This window comes from Jeotgalicoccus marinus DSM 19772 (genome assembly GCF_000425825.1).
Classification (GTDB): domain Bacteria; phylum Bacillota; class Bacilli; order Staphylococcales; family Salinicoccaceae; genus Jeotgalicoccus; species Jeotgalicoccus marinus.
In genome coordinates this window covers 14,521-34,531 of sequence record NZ_AUEE01000013.1, presented here as the reverse complement: position 1 = coordinate 34,531, position 20,011 = coordinate 14,521, and the positions used below count along the sequence as shown (strand labels likewise).

15 protein-coding genes are annotated in these 20,011 nt (G+C 35.6%); 14 read left to right on the top strand and 1 reads right to left on the bottom strand.

Features of this window, described 5'->3' with window-relative positions; translation table 11 throughout:
- The first annotated feature begins 72 nt into the window (after positions 1 to 72).
- From H624_RS0108130 to gatB, 7 genes are all read left to right on the top strand, one after another.
- Positions 73 to 744 carry a geranylgeranylglyceryl/heptaprenylglyceryl phosphate synthase gene (locus H624_RS0108130; protein ID WP_026867143.1) on the top strand — a complete coding sequence of 224 codons (672 nt, stop codon included), beginning with the start codon at positions 73 to 75 and terminating at the stop codon, positions 742 to 744.
- Between the two features lie 18 nt (positions 745 to 762).
- Positions 763 to 2,934, top strand: a complete 2,172-nt coding sequence (gene pcrA / locus H624_RS12615) for a DNA helicase PcrA (RefSeq protein ID WP_035856705.1) — start codon at positions 763 to 765, stop codon at positions 2,932 to 2,934.
- A 6-nt stretch (positions 2,935 to 2,940) separates the two neighbouring features.
- Positions 2,941 to 4,911, top strand: a complete 1,971-nt coding sequence (gene ligA, locus H624_RS12610) for an NAD-dependent DNA ligase LigA (protein ID WP_026867141.1) — start codon at positions 2,941 to 2,943, stop codon at positions 4,909 to 4,911.
- Between the two features lie 2 nt (positions 4,912 to 4,913).
- The gene (locus H624_RS0108115) at positions 4,914 to 6,119 is read left to right on the top strand and encodes a CamS family sex pheromone protein (protein WP_026867140.1); all 1,206 of its coding nucleotides are present in this window, start codon (positions 4,914 to 4,916) and stop codon (positions 6,117 to 6,119) included.
- A gap of 71 nt (positions 6,120 to 6,190) precedes the next feature.
- A complete protein-coding gene (gene gatC / locus H624_RS0108110; RefSeq protein ID WP_026867139.1) occupies positions 6,191 to 6,481 on the top strand; it encodes an Asp-tRNA(Asn)/Glu-tRNA(Gln) amidotransferase subunit GatC in 291 nt (96 codons plus the stop codon).
- Between the two features lie 16 nt (positions 6,482 to 6,497).
- The gene (gatA, locus tag H624_RS0108105; RefSeq protein WP_026867138.1) at positions 6,498 to 7,976 is read left to right on the top strand and encodes an Asp-tRNA(Asn)/Glu-tRNA(Gln) amidotransferase subunit GatA; all 1,479 of its coding nucleotides are present in this window, start codon (positions 6,498 to 6,500) and stop codon (positions 7,974 to 7,976) included.
- Between the two features lies 1 nt (position 7,977).
- Complete coding sequence (gene gatB, locus H624_RS0108100) at positions 7,978 to 9,408, top strand: Asp-tRNA(Asn)/Glu-tRNA(Gln) amidotransferase subunit GatB (protein WP_026867137.1); 1,431 nt, start codon at positions 7,978 to 7,980, stop codon at positions 9,406 to 9,408.
- Positions 9,409 to 9,456: 48 nt separating this feature from the next.
- On the opposite strand, the gene H624_RS0108095 is transcribed toward gatB, so the two are convergent.
- Positions 9,457 to 10,215 (bottom strand): hypothetical protein, encoded by a 759-nt coding sequence (locus H624_RS0108095; RefSeq protein WP_026867136.1) that lies wholly within the window; start codon positions 10,213 to 10,215, stop codon positions 9,457 to 9,459.
- 119 nt (positions 10,216 to 10,334) lie between these two features.
- On the opposite strand from H624_RS0108095, the gene H624_RS0108090 reads away from it, so the two are divergent.
- From H624_RS0108090 to H624_RS0108060, 7 genes are all read left to right on the top strand, one after another.
- Positions 10,335 to 10,838, top strand: coding sequence for a GrpB family protein (locus H624_RS0108090; RefSeq protein WP_026867135.1), 504 nt, complete (start codon positions 10,335 to 10,337; stop codon positions 10,836 to 10,838).
- Positions 10,839 to 10,862: 24 nt separating this feature from the next.
- Positions 10,863 to 11,804 carry a diacylglycerol kinase gene (locus tag H624_RS0108085; protein WP_026867134.1) on the top strand — a complete coding sequence of 314 codons (942 nt, stop codon included), beginning with the start codon at positions 10,863 to 10,865 and terminating at the stop codon, positions 11,802 to 11,804.
- Between the two features lie 34 nt (positions 11,805 to 11,838).
- A complete protein-coding gene (locus H624_RS0108080; protein ID WP_026867133.1) occupies positions 11,839 to 13,602 on the top strand; it encodes a 5'-nucleotidase C-terminal domain-containing protein in 1,764 nt (587 codons plus the stop codon).
- 24 nt (positions 13,603 to 13,626) lie between these two features.
- Positions 13,627 to 14,979, top strand: coding sequence for a 23S rRNA (uracil(1939)-C(5))-methyltransferase RlmD (gene rlmD, locus H624_RS0108075; RefSeq protein WP_026867132.1), 1,353 nt, complete (start codon positions 13,627 to 13,629; stop codon positions 14,977 to 14,979).
- Positions 14,980 to 15,130: 151 nt separating this feature from the next.
- Entirely contained in the window at positions 15,131 to 15,583 is a 453-nt protein-coding gene (locus tag H624_RS0108070) for a hypothetical protein (RefSeq protein ID WP_156889172.1), read from the top strand.
- Between the two features lie 315 nt (positions 15,584 to 15,898).
- The gene (locus H624_RS0108065) at positions 15,899 to 18,619 is read left to right on the top strand and encodes an ATP-dependent DNA helicase (RefSeq protein ID WP_026867130.1); all 2,721 of its coding nucleotides are present in this window, start codon (positions 15,899 to 15,901) and stop codon (positions 18,617 to 18,619) included.
- A gap of 247 nt (positions 18,620 to 18,866) precedes the next feature.
- The gene (locus H624_RS0108060; protein ID WP_026867129.1) at positions 18,867 to 19,946 is read left to right on the top strand and encodes an NAD(P)H-dependent flavin oxidoreductase; all 1,080 of its coding nucleotides are present in this window, start codon (positions 18,867 to 18,869) and stop codon (positions 19,944 to 19,946) included.
- Positions 19,947 to 20,011 lie beyond the last annotated feature (65 nt).

Here is a 20,011-nt window from a genome sequence, read left to right as displayed (position 1 = left end):
ACGGGCTTTTATGTTTTTTAATAGGTAAAAATGCTATAATTATCATATGATTTTTATAAAGGACTTGTGACTATGTTAAGACAAACAAAACATGTATTTAAGCTAGATCCACAGAAAAATATTACAGATGCATCACTTGAAGCGACCCTAACATCTCAGACAGATTTAATCATGATAAGTGGTACAGATGGTGTCACCAGACAAAATATCTCGGATTTACTTGAGCGTATCAAAAGCTTCAATTTAGACAAGTCTATAGCGCTTGAAATATCTCATCCTGATGCTGTTGTACTAGGCTTTGATTATTATTACGTGCCAAGTGTGATCAACACTAAAAATATTAAGTATGCACATGGCCTCTTAATTGAGGCGTTAATGGAATATCATGAGTTTATTGAGTATGAAAACATTAGACTCTTACCTTATATCGTGATGAACGAACACTGCAAAGCTTTTAATCGAGCAGAGTGTACTTTGATGAATGACGAAGAATTTCTAGCTGCTATACACATGTTAGATAAGTTATATAAAATGGATTTTATATATGTAGAGTACAGTGGCGCATACGGAGATTATGCACTTGTTAAAGAAGCATTTGATGCGTGTGAAAATAGTCATTTATTATATGGCGGTGGTATTCAGTCCCACTCAGAGGCAACTCAGATGGCCAAGGTAAGCGACACGATCGTCGTAGGAAATATTATCTACGATGATATAGAACAAGCATTGACAACAATCATTTAATAAATGGAGTTTTTTAAAATGGATTTAAGTGGAATGAATAAGGAACAACTACAAGCGATTAAAACTACGGAAGGGCCACTCTTAATCATGGCTGGAGCAGGGAGTGGTAAGACGCGAGTTCTAACACACCGCGTAGCCTATCTTCTAGATGAAAAACAAGTCCCATCTTATAATATTTTAGCGATCACTTTTACAAACAAGGCAGCAAAGGAAATGCGTGAACGTGTAGATAGGTTAATTAAAGAAGATGCAAACAGAATGTGGATTTCAACATTCCACTCCATGTGTGTCAGAATTCTAAGAAGAGACATTAGCTATCTCGGATACGATACGAGCTTTTCTATTTTAGATCCGCTAGACCAACAATCCGTCATTAAAGACATTTTAAAAAATAGAAACCTAGATGTAAAACAGCATAACCCAAGAAGTATATTATCAGTGATTTCAGCCTATAAAAACCAATTGATAAAACCAGACCAAGCGATTCAAGAAGCAGGCGGCTTCCTAGATGAACTCTACAGTCAAATATATAAGGACTATCAAGAGGTGCTCTATCGTAATAGTTCTTTAGATTTTGATGACTTAATCATGCTAACAATTGAATTGTTTGAAAAAGAAGCCAGTGTCTTAAGCTACTATCAGTCGCGTTTTCAGTATATTCATGTTGATGAGTATCAAGATACGAACCATGCACAGTACCGCCTAGTACAGATGCTTGCGGATAAGTATCGAAATATTTGTGTCGTTGGGGATTCTGACCAGTCTATTTATAAGTTCCGTGGCGCAGACATTCAAAACATTTTAAACTTTGAAAGAGACTATCCTGAAGCCACAGTTATAAAACTAGAAGAAAACTACCGTTCGACTAAGATGATTCTAGATGCTGCCAATGCAGTCATTGATAACAACACAGAAAGAAAACCGAAGAACTTGCGCTCTAACAAAGGAGAGGGGGCGAAGGTGGAAGTGAACGTTTCCTTTAGTGAACGTGAAGAAGGGCAAGCCGTTGTCCGAAAAGTTCAAGAGTTGAGTGATGAATACTCATATGGTGATATGGCAGTGCTGTATAGAGCGAATGCTCAATCTCGTGCGGTAGAGGATGCCTTCGTTAAGTCAAGTATTCCCTATAAAATGGTTGGCGGTATGAAGTTCTACAGCCGCATGGAAATCAAGGATTTAATGAGCTACTTAAAAGTCATTCAAAATCCTTTTGATGATATTAGCTTCAGTCGCATTATTAATGTGCCTAAAAGAGGCATTGGGGCAAAGACCATTGAAAAGCTTCAAGCCCATGCAGATCAGTTGAACTCCAGTATTTACGATGCGATTCGTGACGCAGACTTTTTGGGTATACCACAAAAGACTGTTGTTAAATTAGTGTCTTTACTAGAAGTATTGGATAACTTAAAGGAAAAGTCCAAATACTTAACGATGACAGAACTCGTAGACGAAGTATTAAAAGATACCGGCTATCACGACATGTTAGCACAGGATAAAACACTCGAGGCGAGAAGTCGTTTAGAAAACTTAGAAGAGTTTAAGACGGTCACGAAAGAATTTGATAATGAGCACCCTGTCCAAGATGATAATCTATTTGAGTTCCTAAGTGATATGGCTTTAGTTTCCGACCAAGATGGTGTGGACGATACAGTGGGCGTGACGATGATGACCATGCACGCTTCAAAAGGCTTAGAGTATAAAGTCGTCTTCATTGTCGGTTTAGAGGAAGGCGTCTTTCCATCTAAACGTGTTCAATTTGACGACAAAGAACTTGAAGAGGAACGTCGACTCATGTACGTTGGTGTCACACGTGCCATGGACCGACTCATCTTATCAAGAGCAGAGTCAAGAATGTTATATGGCCGTACTGAATCCAATATGATGAGTCGGTTTTTATCGGAGATACCTGAAGCGTTAGTAGAGAATCAGGGTGGAACAAAATTATTCGGTAACACGAATCAGCCCACACCATCTTATGCTAAAGGTCCGAAAAAACGGTCACAGGTTATTCAAAAAAAACCAAATGCCACATACAGTATCGGCGACAAGGTATCTCATAAAGTATTTGGTGATGGTATCGTTTCTCAAATTAAGGGTGAGGGTGATGATACGGAGTTAGACATTGTCTTTCATACCGCAGGGCCAAAACGTCTTTTGGCGAATTTCGCACCACTAGAGAAGAAGGATTGAGACTAGATGAAAGAAAAAATTAGAGCCTTACAAAAACAGTTAAATCAATATAACTACGAATACCATGTCCTGGATCAACCATCAATTCAGGACGTCGACTACGATAAATTACTCAGGGAATTAATTGAATTAGAAGAACAATATCCTGAGTATAAAAGTGCGGATTCACCGACCGTTAGGGTCGGTGGCGCTGTCTTAAGTCACTTTGAGAAAGTGCGTCATAATACACCGATGTTAAGTTTGGGTAATGCCTTTAATGAAGCGGACTTAAGAGCATTTGACAAGCGGGTCAAACAAGTTGTGAACAGTCCAACATATATGTGTGAACTAAAAATTGATGGTCTCGCCGTGTCGCTTACATATGACAATGGGAAATTCACCATTGGTGCGACACGCGGTGATGGTACAGTTGGAGAGAATATTACTGAAAACTTAAAGACCATTCATGCCATCCCACTTTCAGTGCCTACAGACTTATCCTTTGAAGTCCGTGGTGAAGCATACATGCCAAAATCTTCTTTTGAAAAATTAAATGAAGGTCGCCTTGAACGTGGTGAACAAGAATTTCAGAACCCAAGAAATGCAGCAGCGGGATCACTGAGACAGCTAGATCCAAAGCTTGCTGCTAAGAGAAACTTATCAGTATTTTTATATAGTGTCACTTCACCAGAAGCATTAGAAGCTACGACTCAAAACGGTGCTTTAGATGCATTGGATAAGCTCGGCTTCAAAACCAATCATGAACGTCAGCTATTAAATAGCATAGACGAAGTTTTAGAGTATATCGATTACTGGACGACACACCGCTTTGAACTTCCCTATGAGATTGATGGTATTGTCATTAAGGTCAATGATCTACAAGAACAAGATGAGCTCGGATTTACAGTAAGATCTCCCCGCTGGGCAATCGCTTATAAGTTCCCAGCTGAAGAGGTGATTACCGAGGTCTTAGATATTGAGCTGACAGTGGGACGTACAGGTGTCATTACACCAACAGCAATTCTAGAACCAGTTAAAGTTGCAGGTACAACAGTTGGACGTGCCTCGCTTCACAACCACGACCTCATTGAAGAAAGAGATATTAGAATTGGTGATAAGGTCGTCATTAGAAAAGCAGGAGATATTATTCCTGAAGTGGTTAAATCACTTAAAGAGGAACGAACAGATCAAGCGGTCTATGAAGCACCAACAACTTGCCCATCGTGCGGACATGATGCGGTACATTTAGAAGATGAGGTTGCGATACGTTGTATTAACCCTGCCTGTCCAGCTCAGCTTCAAGAAGGTATTATTCACTTTGTTTCTAGAGGGGCAATGAATATCGATGGTCTTGGAGAAAAAGTGGTTAGGCAGCTATTTGAAGCGGACTTGATTAAAGATGTTTCTGATTTATATAGCTTAAAATATGAGGATCTAATTGAACTTGAGCGTATGGGAGATAAGAAGGTTCGGAATTTGCTCCAGGCGATTGAGGCATCAAAAGAAAATCCTTTAAATAAAGTATTATTTGGTTTAGGCATTCGGTTCCTAGGTGCCAAAGCATCCAGACTTATAGCAGAAGAATACGGTACAATCGATAAAATCCTCGAAGCCAGAGCTGAATCATTAATTGAAATTCCTGAAATTGGTGAGAAAATTGCAGACTCTATAGTGACTTATACTTCGAATGAGGACTTTAGAAAATTGATTAAGAAATTACAAGACCATGGATTAAATTTCACTGAAGAAGTTCAAGAAGTAGCTGGTAACCTGTTTTCTGATATGACAGTGGTCTTAACTGGTAAACTAGAAGAAATGACACGTCAAGAAGCAGGTGCATATATTGAATCCCAAGGTGGTAAAGTCACGAGTAGCGTATCTAAAAGTACGGATCTTGTCGTCGCAGGTAGCGATGCTGGTTCGAAATTAGAGAAAGCCAAGCAACTCGGAATCGAAGTTTGGAATGAAAGAGAATTTATTGAGAAATTGGGGCAATGACAATGAAGTTTAAAACTTTAATGCTCGGCGGTGTCGTAGCCTTCTTACTAAGTGCTTGTGGTGAGAATGAGGCAGAAATCACAGAGCAGACCGAAAATTCTGGCCTTGAAAATGAAGTGTCAAATGTTCAGGTTGAAGAACAAGAGGATAGAATAACTTCAAGTGGTGACGAATTTTATCGATCAGTGGTACCTTATGAATTGTCACCAGCTAGAGGCTTATCAAGTCAAAACATGGTGTCTTCATACAATGTTGAGGAGTTTGAAAAAGGCTTATTTGAAGTGAGTAAAGGAGAGTTTCCGACGGATCAGTTTGTCTTTAGAGAAGGACAGATTATCTCAGAGGAGATGACTAGAGGCTACTTAGGCCGTCAATATACGAGTGAAGAGTTAGAAAATATGGAAGAAGATGAGCTATTAAGTTCCGATGCCTTCAGTAACCTAGGTTTAAATCCATCGACAAATGGTGAGACAGATCCTGAAGTAATCGCCGAAGAAGCACCGCTTTACCTCTCACATATTTTAGAGCAGAACTACTTGTCTGAAGATGAAGAAGGTAATTTAAACTTTGATGGTATTACGATTGGACTTGCGATGAATAGTGTTCACTATTATCAAACTGAGGAATATGGTCAAACACAAGAACAAGAATTAGACCCAGAAGTCGTCAAAGAGGAAGGCGAAAAGATGGCAACTGAGATTTTATCACGTATTCGTGCGAACGATGAATATGTAGATAAGAAGATTGTTTTCGCAATATTCATCCAATCATCAGATACTGATATTGTACCCGGTAATTTCGTCTCACAAGCCACAGTTGAACCAGGTGAAAATTCAATCAGTGAATTCACTGATATCAACGTACAAAATGTACTCTTACCTTCTAATGAAGCGTCTGAAATCTCAAGTGAAGTAAACAGTGAATACGAAACCTTTAACAGAGAGTTATCGTCATATTTCGATAGTTTTACGACATCGGTTGGACGTGGGAAATTTGTCGATAATAATTTAGATACGTTGACTGTTGAAATCCCCCTTGAATATAATAGCCGCGGAGAAATGATAGGTATGTCGCAGTTCGTTAGAGACTTAGTAGATGAACACTTTACCAATACTGATGTTGAAGTAGAGATTAAAGATAAGTCACAGGTCTATAGTGTCATCACGAGAGAAGGCGAAGGACAAGCGAACTTATACATCTTTGAATAGTGAGTTCACATGGTAAAGTCAAGGTAGATTTGGTAAACTAATAATATTGTAAAAACTTAGGAGGGTCATTCATGATAGAACTTAACCTTGATAGAATTCGCCATGTTGCGAACCTATCAAAAATTGAGATTAAAGATGATGAGGAACTAAAGAACCTATCAACAAAAATTCAAAGCATTGTTGCACATGCAGATCAACTTAACGAACTTGATCTAGATCAGGTTGAGCCGATGACCCATGCACTTCAGGTTGAATCTAAACTGAGAGAAGATAAGGCAGGTCAGCCGTTAACACAGGAAGAAGCTTTAAGTAATACTGAACATACAGAAAACGGACAATTCAAAGTTCCTAAAATGATATAAAGGGAGGGTCAATGAAGTGAATATTAATGAATTAACAGTTGAAGAATTATACTCAAAAATTCACAGTAAAGAAATTAAACCCTCTGAAGTAATAGAGGCTTTATTCAATAGAATTGAAAAGTACGATGGAGATATTAAAGCGTTCATTACACTGACAAAAGAAGAAGCAACAGCTAAATCAGAAGAACTTGATCGTATGCAGGCTGAAGATCAAATGGATCAGGCATTATTTGGTGTACCATTTGGTATTAAGGATAATATTGTGACAAAAGATGTCTTAACGACTTGTGCGAGTAAGATGCTACACAATTTTAAACCAGTCTATGATGCAACAGTAATGAACAAGCTGAATAGTGAAAATGGTATTATGCTTGGTAAATTAAACATGGATGAGTTTGCGATGGGCTCAACTTCTGAGACATCTTACTACCAAACAACTAAAAACCCATGGAACTTGAACTGTTCACCAGGTGGCTCTTCAGGTGGTTCAGCAGCAGCAGTTGCCGCAGGTTTTGTACCCTTTGCTCTTGGAACAGATACGGGTGGATCAGTAAGACAACCTGCATCCTTCTGTGGCGTAGTTGGTATGAAACCAACTTATGGTCGAGTATCTCGCTTTGGTTTAATTGCCTTCGCATCCTCACTTGATCAAATTGGACCTATTACACGTAATGTACGTGATAATGCAAAAGTCCTAGAGCTAATCGCAGGAGAAGATACTGAACACGACATGACAAGTGTTCAAAATCAGGAAATAGACTTTTTATCTAATATAGATGAGGACGTAAAAGGGTTGAAGATCGCTTTACCTAAGGAGTTTTTAGGTGATGATGTGGACGAAGAAGTGACACAGGCTGTATTAGATGCTAAAAAACGTTTTGAAGATTTAGGTGCAACTGTAGAAGAAGTGGAGATGCCTAATCTTAAATACGTAGTAAGTTCTTATTACTTGATTGCTTCGAGTGAAGCGAGTGCCAATCTCGCACGCTTTGACGGTATCCGTTTTGGTTACCGTTCAGAAAATGCAAATACACTTGAAGAACTATATAAAAAGTCTCGTGGCGAAGGATTTGGTGATGAGGTAAAACGCCGTATCTTACTTGGTACTTATGTGTTAAGTGCAGGGCACTACGATGCCTTTTACGTAAAAGCACAAAAATTACGTCGATTAGTTGCGGACGATGTGAAAAGAATTTTAAAAGATCATGATTTAATTATTGGACCAACGTCAACGACTCCAGCACATAAATACGACGAAGTAAGTATCGAAGGGACAAAAGAATATAAGAATGATATCTTAACGATCCCAGCAAACTTAACAGGTATACCTTCTTTAAGTATTCCATGTGGCATTACTGAAGATAATCGACCAATTGGATTACAAATCATGGGTAACCACTTCGAAGAAAACAAAATTTATAATGCTGCTTATCAGTTTGAAAAAGTTTATAACTTACATGAAGAACTCAAAAATCTAACGATGGGGGCGGAGTAAGATGCATTTTGAAACAATAATCGGACTCGAAGTCCACGTTGAATTAAAAACGGATTCTAAAATATTTTCAAATGCCCCATTACACTATGGACACGATCCTAACACGAATCTGTCAGTAGTTGAACTTGGGTACCCAGGAACTTTACCGGTCTTAAACCATAGGGCTGTAGAATATGGTATGAAAGCTGCCATGGCATTAAACATGGAAATCGCAACAGATACTAAATTTGATAGAAAAAACTATTACTATCCAGATAATCCGAAGGCCTATCAAATTTCACAGTTTGACAAACCGATTGGTGAGCATGGTTCACTTGAAATCGAAGTCGATGGACAAAAGAAAAAAATTGGCATTACTCGTCTACATCTAGAAGAGGATGCAGGTAAATCTACGCATAAGGATGACTATTCACTAGTCGATTTAAACCGTCAAGGTACAGCCTTAGTTGAGATTGTTTCTGAACCCGATCTTCGTTCACCGGAAGAGGCTTACAAGTATCTAGAAAAGATTAAATCAATCATTCAATATACGGGTGTCTCTGATGTGAAGATGGAAGAAGGGTCACTTAGATGTGATGCGAATATTTCCATTCGACCTGTCGGACAAAAAGAGTTCGGTACGAAAACTGAGCTGAAAAACTTAAACTCATTTAACTTTGTCAGAAAAGGACTTGAGCATGAGGTTGAGCGTCAGGAGAAAGTACTCCTATCCGGCGGTGTTATTGAACAAGAAACAAGACGTTATGATGAGAAGACAGGCGAAACAGTACTCATGCGTGTCAAAGAAGGTGCAGATGACTACCGCTACTTCCCAGAACCTGATCTATTATATCTACACATTGATGATGAGTGGGAAGAAGAAGTTAGAGCTACGATTCCTACATTACCAGACGAATTACGTGAGAAATATATAAATGAATACGACTTACCTGTCTATGACGCAGAAATTTTAACGATGAGAAAAGAACTCTCTGACTTCTTTAGCGAGATGGTAGAATCTCATCAAGCAGATCCTAAGCTTGCTTCAAACTGGTTGATGGGTAATGTTAATGAGTACGTAAATAAAAACAATGTGGCGATTGAAGAAACTGGAATTACACCAGAAAACTTAACAGGCCTGATTGAAATTATTGAAGACGGCACAATTTCAAGTAAGCAAGCTAAGAAGGTATTCACTGAGTTAATTAGTAAGGGTGGAACAGCGAGACAAATTGCGAAGGACTTAGGTATGGAGCAAATCTCTGATCCAGAAACCTTAACACAGATGGTGACTGAAGTACTTGATGCTAATGAACAATCAGTTGAAGACTTTAAGAATGGTAAAGACCGTGCAATTGGTTTCTTAGTGGGTCAAATCATGAAGAAATCAAAAGGGCAAGCAAACCCTAAAATGGTAAATGAAATACTTCTAACAGAAATTAAAAAACGATAAGTTATTTATAAAAAAGGCGGAAAATCATATGATTTTCCGCCTTTCTACTTACTGAAGTAAGTATGCTTGAATATTATTTATTATCTCATCTTCAACTGCTGGATTCATAACATTGTCATCTGGGTTATAAGGGTTCTCAACAGAGACTTCTTGGTTATCGATATAGAAGAAGTCATTGTTTGGGAAGTATTCAGCATCATTACTTAGCGTGTCTGCTAAGTTTTCATGTTCGTGAACATTTGCATTACCAAGTATAATAACTGTCTTATCTGCATTGTATAGGTCCATGTATGCATTTCTTAAGTTATTCAAGTTACGTTCCGGAAGCACTTCATCATTATAGTCTGCAATTTGCATTGCATCCATGATCACAATGTCGCTATTGTCGTTAACAGTTAATTCATTCATATCAACAGTGTTACCTGGCATTTCCACTTGATTAAACTGTATAGTGTTTGTATCGAACTGTTGGTTTAATTTGTCAGCAAAGTCACTGTTGTAGTATGCAGGTGTTAAAACGTCGACAATTAAAGCTTCATTGTTAGCAATTCGCTGATCATACTGTTCTTGGATGCTTGACTCATTAAAAGCGATAGAATCTGGTTGTTCAGACGTTTCAGTTTCATCAGTCGATGCTTCAGAATCTTCAGCTGATTCATTGTTCTGATTGTCTTCATTGTTTTCTGTTTTCGCACTTTCTTGGTCTTCTGTTGTTGTGTTGTTTGACGCTGAGCCGGTATGTACGAAGTTAAAATACAAGCCAGCACCAAAGACGATAAGTAATATGATTGCAATAGCTTTTTTCATAGTATCTCCTCAAATAATAATATTGCCAATCATGAATATGTTATAATATTGGCACATAATTCTTTTACTGATTATTATACATGAAATAGATGTGAACGACATTATTTTAGGATGATTGTATGAATATAAAAAATTTAAATAGTAGTGTTAAAGATATATATATAAATCAAGCATTTGAAATATTAAACTTTTTTAAATCAATGATTATAGAAGTACATCATATTGGTTCCTCTAAACTTAGAAAGTTCCCTTATGATTGTGATTTGGATATTTTGTTTATCGTAAAATCTTATGATGATGTTAAGAATTTAGCAGATATATTGATTGCTGAAGGCTATGTGCAAATCGATGATTTCTCAGATTTCTTTAGGGATGATATGGTCATCAGGCGAACGGTTGATGGAACGAATATTAATATGATTTTTATGAGCAGTGGTAGTAGAAAAAAGGAAACGGTCATTAACTGTACTGAATTTCTTGTTTTCGATAAAAACTACAGTGATAATTTAAAAATACTTAAAAAAGCTTTTCTTAAGAGTGAAATTACGGAAGATGAGTACGGGGAGCGTAAATATCGTCTCTTTTCGATGATGAATAGAAATGAATCATCCGAGGGCGTATAAATTCATAATATAGAGGAGATATTTATGAAGACTGCGAGAATTATATATAATCCTACTGCTGGTAAAGAAACATTTAAAGATCAATTATCGAATGTGTTGACTCGATTTGAGAATGCAGGTTATATCACAAGTACGCATGCGACATCTGGGCCGGATGATGCGACTTATGCGGCTAGGTTTGCCTGTGAACAAAATTTTGATTTGGTTGTTGCCGTCGGTGGTGATGGTACTGTCAATGAAGTGATTAATGGACTGGCAGACTTTAACGAAAGACCAGACCTCGGTATTATCCCAATGGGGACTGTAAATGATTTTACACATGCCCTAACAATTCCAAACAATTTAGAAGAAGCTATCGATACTATTCTAAGTGGTAAAACAGCGAAAGTTGATTTAGGGAGTATGAATGGTAAGCACTTTATGAATATTGCTGGTGGTGGAAAGATTACAGAAGTGTCTTATGAGGCGCCGAGCAAACTTAAAGCAATGATAGGTTCTCTAGCTTACTATATAAAGGGTATAGAGCTGGTTCCACAAATGAGGAGTATCAATCTACGTATTGAGTATGATGATGATGTCTTTCAAGGTGAAGTCATGCTCTTTTTGATTGGTCTCACAAATTCCATTGGTGGTTTTGAGAAGCTTGTGCCAGATGCCAAACTGAATGATGGCTATTTTTCTTTGTTAATTATTGAAGATGTTAATTTAGCGGAGTTTGCCCATCTACTTTCCATCGCCATGAAGGGCGAACATTTAAAACATCCAAAGGTACATTACTTTAAAGCGAGAGAGGTCAAAGTGTCATCTTTTGAAGAGGTACAGTTAAATTTAGATGGTGAGTTTGGTGGCGTCTTACCGGCACACTTTAAAAATAAGAAAGAGTTTTTAAAAGTAAGGGTGCCACTGGCGTTTTATCAGGAATTAAATGGTGAGGACATGGAATATAGTTTACCGGACACGGAATAAGAAATGTAAAGACAATAATCTGAGGGTGACTGCTTTGAAATTGACAATATTTTCAACTACGGATGTGCATGGTGCAATTTATCCTTATAATTATTTTATGAATGAAATGAAGTCTAATGCACTGCTAAAATTTAAATCATATATTGAACATTATAAAAATATGCATGAAGACGAGTGCGTAATCACTGTGGATAATGGTGATTTGTTACAGGGTGATGTATGGAGTGAATATGACAGCATTCATCCTAAACAGGCACTCTTACCCTCAATTATCAACAATATGTATGATGTGATTGGTCTTGGCAATCATGAGTTTAATTTCGGCCTATCATTTTTAGGTGATTTCTATGAACAAGTGAATGTACCTATTGTTAATTCAAATGTCGATTTTAAGGATAGTGTGCTATCTTCCATTATTAAAAAGTCTTACATTATGAAAACAGAAATAGATAAGAAGCCAATTAATATTGGATTTTTAAGTGTAGTCCCAACGCAGATTATGAAATGGGATAAATTTCATCTATCTGGGAATGTTGATGTTCACCCTATGTCAGAAGCGGTAAAACAAACGGCAGCGGATTTAAAAGAAGATGGGGCAGATATTATTATTCTATTGAGTCATACAGGAATGAGTAAAGCGGCAGATGACCAACATACACATGGTGAAAACCAGGCAATGCTAATGGCGTTATTAGGCTGCATTGACGGTATTGTGTTTGGCCATACACACGACTTGTTCCCGCATGAAGACATCAATGTTCAAGATGAGCGCTTGGATCTATTTAAGGGCACATTTAATGGAATCCCTATGGTTCAACCTGGTGTGTCTGCCAGTCATTTAGGCTTACTATCTTTTGACTTAGAATATGACCAAGGATGGACAGTTACTGAAGGTAAATCTAGCTTAATTCCATCGACAGATATGATGATTGATTACGAAGCCCTTGAAGACTTTAATTCTTATCATGAGAAAGTGAAAGGGTATTTAAATCAAGTCGTTGGTCATACTGATGTGTCACTACATACGTACTTTTCTAGAGTTATACCTTCAAGAGCAGTCCAGGTCGTATCTGAAGCGGTCGTTTGGTATGCGAAAGGACTAGCTGAAGTTCAGAAAGAACAGCTACCTGTACTCGGTTTTAATTCTGCTATTAAAAGTGGACGAGACGGAAAGAACGATTTCACAGATATCAAAGCAGGTGACTTAACAGTCACAGACACAGTGAATTTGTATAAGCATGCAAACACATTAGTCATCGTGAAAATTACAGGCAAAGTGTTAAGAGAATGGCTTGAATGGTCAGCATCTTCATTCAATCAAGTCGGTGCAGTATCACTAGTTAAAGAAAATCATTCGAGAGATGGTTTTCCAGGTTATAACTTTGATACTTTCTTTGATCTTACTTATACATTTGATTTAAGTGAGCCAGCACGATATAGAAGTTCTGCCCATCAAATTAGTGATTCTAATAGAGTAGTAAAGCTTGAGTATGAAGGGCAACCAATTCGTGATGAAGATATGTTTTTAGTTGCAGCAAATAACTACAAAGTCGCTTATGCACCTTTTTTAAGAGATGCTGAGATTATTTATGAATCTGCCTTATCTGTTAGAGATATTTTAACTGAGTATTTGAAGAATGGTGAGACTTTTACTGATAAAAAGCCAATGACACTTTTACCACACGGAACATACCAATTTACTAGCGGGAGTCTAGGGAGAAAATATACAGATGACTTACCGATTAGACATATTGAAGACCACGGTGATGGGTTTTCAACCTATGAAATTGATTTATAAAATGAAACAGTTAGAGGTTTAATAATGAGTGTATTAAGAAAAAATGAACAGTATGAAGGGGTCGTAGAAAGCTATACAAAAGAAGGCATGGGTGTCGTTAAAGTTAACGATAAGCCGGTCTTTATTGCTGATGTTTTAAAAGATGAAGAAATTCGTTTCAAAGTCTTACAGGTCAAATCAAGATTTGCCTTTGGTAAAGCCTTAAAGATAAATAAAGCCTCAGTAAATAGACAAGTGCCCCCATGTCAGTATTACTTTCAATGTGGAGGTTGTCAGATTCAGGTAATGAATGCCCTTGAACAGGCGAAATTTAAAAAAGAAGTTGTCGAACAAAATATCAATGGACTGGCCGGTTTAAATCTAGAAATTAAAGACACAGTGACAGGTAGTGGGAACTACTACCGCAATAAGTCTCAGATTCCAGTGCAAAAAGTGGATGGTAAGTTAGTGATGGGCTTTTATAAACCATGTTCACACGATATCGTTGACATCAACCATTGTTATATTCAAAAAGATATTCACAATGATATTATGAATTTCGTTAAGGAGAAACTGATTGAAGAAGATGTTTCGATTTACGATGAAGTGAAACATGAAGGACTGTTAAGACACTTAGTCATACGGTCGAATCATGATGATAGTGAGATTCAAGTCGTCTTTATTACTAATGGTAAGCGTAATGAATTTTTATCGATCATTAAAGCATTAAGAGAAGAATTTCAGGCAATCAAGAGTATTGTACAAAATATTAATGATGAAAAGACCAATGTGATATTTGGCAAGCGTTCAATTGTACTCCTCGGAAAAGAATATATTACGGATACCTTACTCGGTAGAGAATTTAAAATTAGAGACCGTTCCTTCTATCAAGTGAATCACGAGCAGACTGAAAAACTCTATCAAATCGGCTTAGATCTTGCCGATTTAAATGGTGACGAAACGATTATCGATACGTATTCAGGTATTGGGACAATAGGGCTTGCTGCATCTGATAGGGTTAAGAAAATCATTGGCATTGAAATCGTTGACTCTGCAGTTGAAGATGCAAAAGAAAATGCACGGTTGAATGGTATCGATAATGCAGATTACTACTTAGGTAAGGCTGAGGAAGTGATGCCTAAACTAGTTAAATCCGGTGTCAGTGCGGACTTAGTCTTTGTAGATCCACCAAGAAAAGGCTGTCATCAAGCATTCTTAGATTCGTTATTAGAAGTAGAACCGAAAAAAATTGTATATATCTCGTGTAACCCAGGCACACTACAAAGAGACATGAAGTATTTAGTAGAACATGGTTACAAAGCTAAATCCGTAGTACCCGTGGATTTATTCCCTCAGACGAAACACGTTGAAGCGGTTACTGTGTTAGAGAGAAAATAGATTAAAAAGAGGCTGTTTATGTAGCCTCTTTTATTATGCTTTGACATAATTTGATAGCGCTGCCAATTAATGAAGAAGTGAGTTATAGTTAAATATATAAGAATTAATTGATGAATTACTAAAATCTATAGGTTAGTAAGGGATGATGAATTTGAAAATTATTACAATAGTACTAGGTGTAATGCTGTTTATAGTAACAGGTTGTAGTAATAATGAAACAGGACTAGAAGGTAAAGAATTAGGTATCTCAAGTAATGACCCTACAATTTCGGAAGAAGAAAAAGAAAATGCTGAAATTAATTTTTCCTCAAACATGTTAGTTTTAGAATTTTCTTCAGCTGATGAAGTGACGCTTTTGAATCTAGGTAATGAATATACTGGTAGTTACAGCTTAGATGGTGAGAGTCTAACAGTTAAACTAGAAGATGAAGGTACAAATTTAAGATTGGACTTCGTAGAATTTAAAGAAACACCTGATGAATATTATAGTTATAGCGGAGTAATTGATGATGGAGAATTACATGTAGGTGATGAAACTTCTCAATTATCAAATATCTATCAAAATATTTCAATGGGACAAAGTTATATATTCCTAGAAGAATAATCATGTATTAAATAATCGTTAGTAATAAATGTAGGGCGAGGACTTTTGTGGTCTTTGTCTTTTTTATTATATACTGTATGTAGCATAATGTATTCTAAATACAAACACTAGGTGAAATTTTGATGAAATAAAAGAACTTTATAAAGTATAAAAGTATTTGAAAAACTTAATTTGAGCTCGTGTTGAAGAATAATATCTTTATGAATTTTTAGTAGAGAATGAAGGGAAGTAATACTAACAATCAGAATATAATTTGTTGAATCATTGGGCTAATAATTAAAGTAAATTGAAACTTAACATGAGGTGAAAAATAAATTGAGAATTGATAAAGCTATAGGGATTATTGATAAAAAGATTTGTAAAAATATTGGACAATTCAAAACAATTGATCGTGGTTTTTTATCTCAAAACATATTGTCTGATTTACGTAATTTAGTAGAACACACCTCTTTAAAAGCATTTAGTAGAGGGAATGACTTGGAAATTACATATGAAAACATGCAAGAAGCAAATGAGTATGTAAAAACAGTTAGCGAATTAAATTTTCTACACAAATTTCATAGATTCCTTCAAATGACAACATCTCACTATACTTTTGATGAAGGAAATTCAGAACGATTGATGCTCAAATATTATGAATTTATGTTAAAAATAAGAGAGTTATTAGAAAGGAAATATGATATCAGTATTCTATCGAATATTGAAGAATTTCCATTAAAACTTGACCCACACTTAAATGAATATTACGAAAAAATTGCAAAAAAAATTAAATTTTCATCTATGAATGGTTATGATGATTCATATAATGATAGATATTACATACGTAAAATAAAGCCATTTTTTGTGAATCAAAAAGTTTACTATGAGGTAACTTTCACAACAGCAAATGATTCTGTGAGTAAATTTGATAGAATTATAGCTTTTACTGATATTGATATAATGTCCAATTATGCAGTGAAATTTTGGATTCGTAATGATTTTATAGATGTCTTTTGGAAAAAAATGCCGATTAGAATTATTGAAAACTATGAAATATCTATACGACCATGTGAATTAAACAATCTTGCTCGTATATTTGATATGACAACAGAAATTTCAACTGGTCATGTAGATTATAAGGAATTGATGTTATTTATATTTGAAACTGGTATGAATCTTACTCAATTTGTCTGTATGCCAGAAAGTTATTATATACAAATAAGGAAAATGGTAAATTCTAATTCAAAGAAACCAATCATTTTCGATCTGCTAGACAATTGTAGGAAAATAATAATTAACGATTTTCCAGGAGCTAATACTTTAAAATACTTACTGTATAAGATGAATAATAAAATTATAAAAAATCAACTAAGTGATAAAGAATGTCATATTTTGTCGGATTTAAAAGTGAATTACGGTTGTATACCATTTGATCAGATGCCATTTAATTCTTCACTCAAGAGACATAACCCTAGATTAGTAGATTTGATTGATTGTATTGATATTCATGATAGAGAACATGAGTTGTTTGCTAGAATGATTAAAAATAATACCGAGATAGAAGGTCAATTATTTACTAATAAAAAAGATATAGTGAACTTCGTTAATGTTGATAACTTAATAAAAAGGTATAATGACAGACTATATAATAAACATGAAAATCGAAAAATATACGAGTATAAAGGGAATTTATATATAAAAGGATATGAAGAGAATACAGTAAGAATTATTGAAACATTAAAAGAACTTACTATGGAAGGTATCGGAGGATACGAATCATCGGTAGATTACTGGCTAGAAAGTACAACTTATTCAATAGATTGTGAAGAAAAGAAAAAGGCATTGAGAAGTATTTTTGACAAGTCTAAAGTAGCATTAATATATGGGGCTGCTGGGACTGGAAAAACTACATTAATTGACCATATTTCTAATTTTTTTAATGAAAAAAAGAAAATATATTTATCGAATACAAACCCAGCAGTAGATAATTTAAAACAAAAAGTACACTCATCAAATTGTTCATATTATACCATAGCGAAATATTTAACACATTCTCATAATGATACAGATTGCGATGTTCTGTTTATTGATGAGTGTAGTACCGTCAGTAATGATCAAATGTATGAGGTTATAAATAAATCAACTTTTAAGCTATTAGTATTAGTAGGTGATATATATCAGATAGAATCAATAACATTTGGAAATTGGTTCGATATTATACGTTCTTTTGTTCCTGAAACATCTGTTTTCGAATTAGAAAACCCTTATAGAAGTAAAAGTGAAAATTTACTTGATGTATGGAGGAAGGTTAGAAAACTTGATGATGACATACTAGAATATCTTACCCGAAATAATTATTCCTCTAACTTAGATGAATCAATTTTTCAACGTACTACAGATGACGAAATTGTTCTTTGTTTGAATTATGATGGACTATATGGAATAAATAATATTAATAAGTTTCTACAGGGTAGTAACCACAATCCCGAATTTAAATGGGGAATGCAGTCTTACAAAGTAGGAGATCCTATACTTTTTAATGAATCCAACAGATTTCATCCTTTAATATTTAATAACTCAAAAGGTAAAATTGTAGATATTAAGGTATTTGAAACAGAAATTGAATTTGACATATTGTTAGATCGTCCGATTAATGAAATGCAAGCATATGGCTATGATTTTGAACTTGTAAATGAACCTGATGAAACTAACTCAACTATACGTTTTACTGTAAATAAATATAGAAGTACTGATGAAGATGATGACGAGAATGCTACTGATATAGTTCCATTTCAAGTAGCTTATGCAATTTCGATACATAAAGCCCAGGGTCTAGAGTATCGATCGGTAAAAATTGTAATAACTGATGAAATTGGTGAACAAATCACTCATAACATTTTTTATACAGCGATTACACGAGCAAGGGAAAGCTTAAAAATATATTGGACTCCTGAATCAGAAAACATAATCCTGTCAAGTTTCAATAAAAAAATTCATGCAAAAGATGTCTCTTTAATTTCAGTGAAAAATAGTTTAAAGATGAAAAAAAGGAGATGACTACTTTGTGAAGATTAACGCATAGTAGTTATGTTATCTCAGTTTACTTTTTTAGCAAATTCATAAACATACTTATATTAATAACTAGTGCAATTTATAGTTAGTTACAATATGTAGAAAATAAAATTTTGAGGAAAACAAACTCTATGATGTGCACCCTTAAAGTTGAACTCTAAGGGTGCATTACACTATCTTACTGTAATTTTTTTAATTGTTTATTAGAACTCATAAATTTGGGAGTGATTTTATGTGGTATGACAATGATTTGATTAGGTTGCTGAAAGTTAAATATCCAATTATTCAAGCAGGTATGGCAGGTGGAATTACGACGCCTGATTTAGTTGCTGCAGTATCCAATGCTGGAGGGTTAGGCAGTATCGGTGCAGGTTATATGAGTGCTGATCAATTAAAAAAGACAATTCAAGAAGTTAAAACATTAACGGACCAACCTTTTTCAGTGAATCTGTTTACGCCTGAAGTTGTTCAAGTAGATCAAAATGAAATTGCTCAGGCAAATGAGTGGTTAAGTAGATTTAGAGATGAATTGAACATCAATGAAACACCTTCAGTTGTAAATATTACTAATGAGAATTTTAAACAACAAGTTAAAGTGATTATTGAAGAGAACGTTCCAATTTGCAGTTTTACTTTTGGTATACCTGATGAAGATATCATTAAGAAATTAAAAGCAGAGGACATTATTATTATAGGTACCGCAACTACTGTAGATGAAGCAATTGCCAATGAATCAGCTGGTATGGATGCAATTGTTGCTCAAGGTAGCGAAGCTGGCGGACATAGAGGGAGTTTCTTAAATAAAGAAGCGGTGCCTATGATTGGGACCATGGCTTTGGTACCACAAGTTGTAGATCATGTTGGCATACCCGTCATTGCAGCTGGTGGCATTTCTGATGGACGTGGAATCATTGCGTCTCTTGGCCTCGGTGCAGAAGGTGTACAATTAGGTACAGCCTTTTTAACGAGTGAGGAGAGCGGATCACCACAAGTTGCAAAACTTGCGATCTTAAATGCACAAGAAACTGATACTGTAGTGACCACGACTTTCAGTGGTAAGCCAGCAAGAGGTTTACTGAATGATTTTATAAAAGAAATGCGTCAGTATGAAGGGAAAGTCCCTTCATATCCAGTACAAAATAGTTTAACACAGCCGATTCGAGCTAAAGCAGCAAAATTAAATCGCCCTGAATACATGTCGTTATGGTGTGGACAAAATTTAAGAAGCTCTAAAGAGAACTCTGCGAATCAAATGGTAATAGACCTGGTTACTCAAGTTGAAGATGTCATTAATAAGTTATTCCAATCTTAATTCGAGCAATGGAAATGATGATTTATTTTGGATAAGATAAACAATAAGCAAATATAAATTCATTT

Bases quoted from the DNA above. Each gene is read 5' to 3' on its own strand.
- H624_RS0108130 (WP_026867143.1), top strand. From the start codon at position 73: ATGTTAAGACAAACAAAACATGTATTTAAGCTAGATCCACAGAAAAAT.
- pcrA (WP_035856705.1), top strand. From the start codon at position 763: ATGGATTTAAGTGGAATGAATAAGGAACAACTACAAGCGATTAAAACT.
- ligA (WP_026867141.1), top strand. From the start codon at position 2,941: ATGAAAGAAAAAATTAGAGCCTTACAAAAACAGTTAAATCAATATAAC.
- H624_RS0108115 (WP_026867140.1), top strand. From the start codon at position 4,914: ATGAAGTTTAAAACTTTAATGCTCGGCGGTGTCGTAGCCTTCTTACTA.
- gatC (WP_026867139.1), top strand. From the start codon at position 6,191: ATGATAGAACTTAACCTTGATAGAATTCGCCATGTTGCGAACCTATCA.
- gatB (WP_026867137.1), top strand. From the start codon at position 7,978: ATGCATTTTGAAACAATAATCGGACTCGAAGTCCACGTTGAATTAAAA.
- H624_RS0108095 (WP_026867136.1), bottom strand. From the start codon at position 10,215: ATGAAAAAAGCTATTGCAATCATATTACTTATCGTCTTTGGTGCTGGC.
- H624_RS0108090 (WP_026867135.1), top strand. From the start codon at position 10,335: ATGAATATAAAAAATTTAAATAGTAGTGTTAAAGATATATATATAAAT.
- H624_RS0108085 (WP_026867134.1), top strand. From the start codon at position 10,863: ATGAAGACTGCGAGAATTATATATAATCCTACTGCTGGTAAAGAAACA.
- rlmD (WP_026867132.1), top strand. From the start codon at position 13,627: ATGAGTGTATTAAGAAAAAATGAACAGTATGAAGGGGTCGTAGAAAGC.
- H624_RS0108060 (WP_026867129.1), top strand. From the start codon at position 18,867: ATGTGGTATGACAATGATTTGATTAGGTTGCTGAAAGTTAAATATCCA.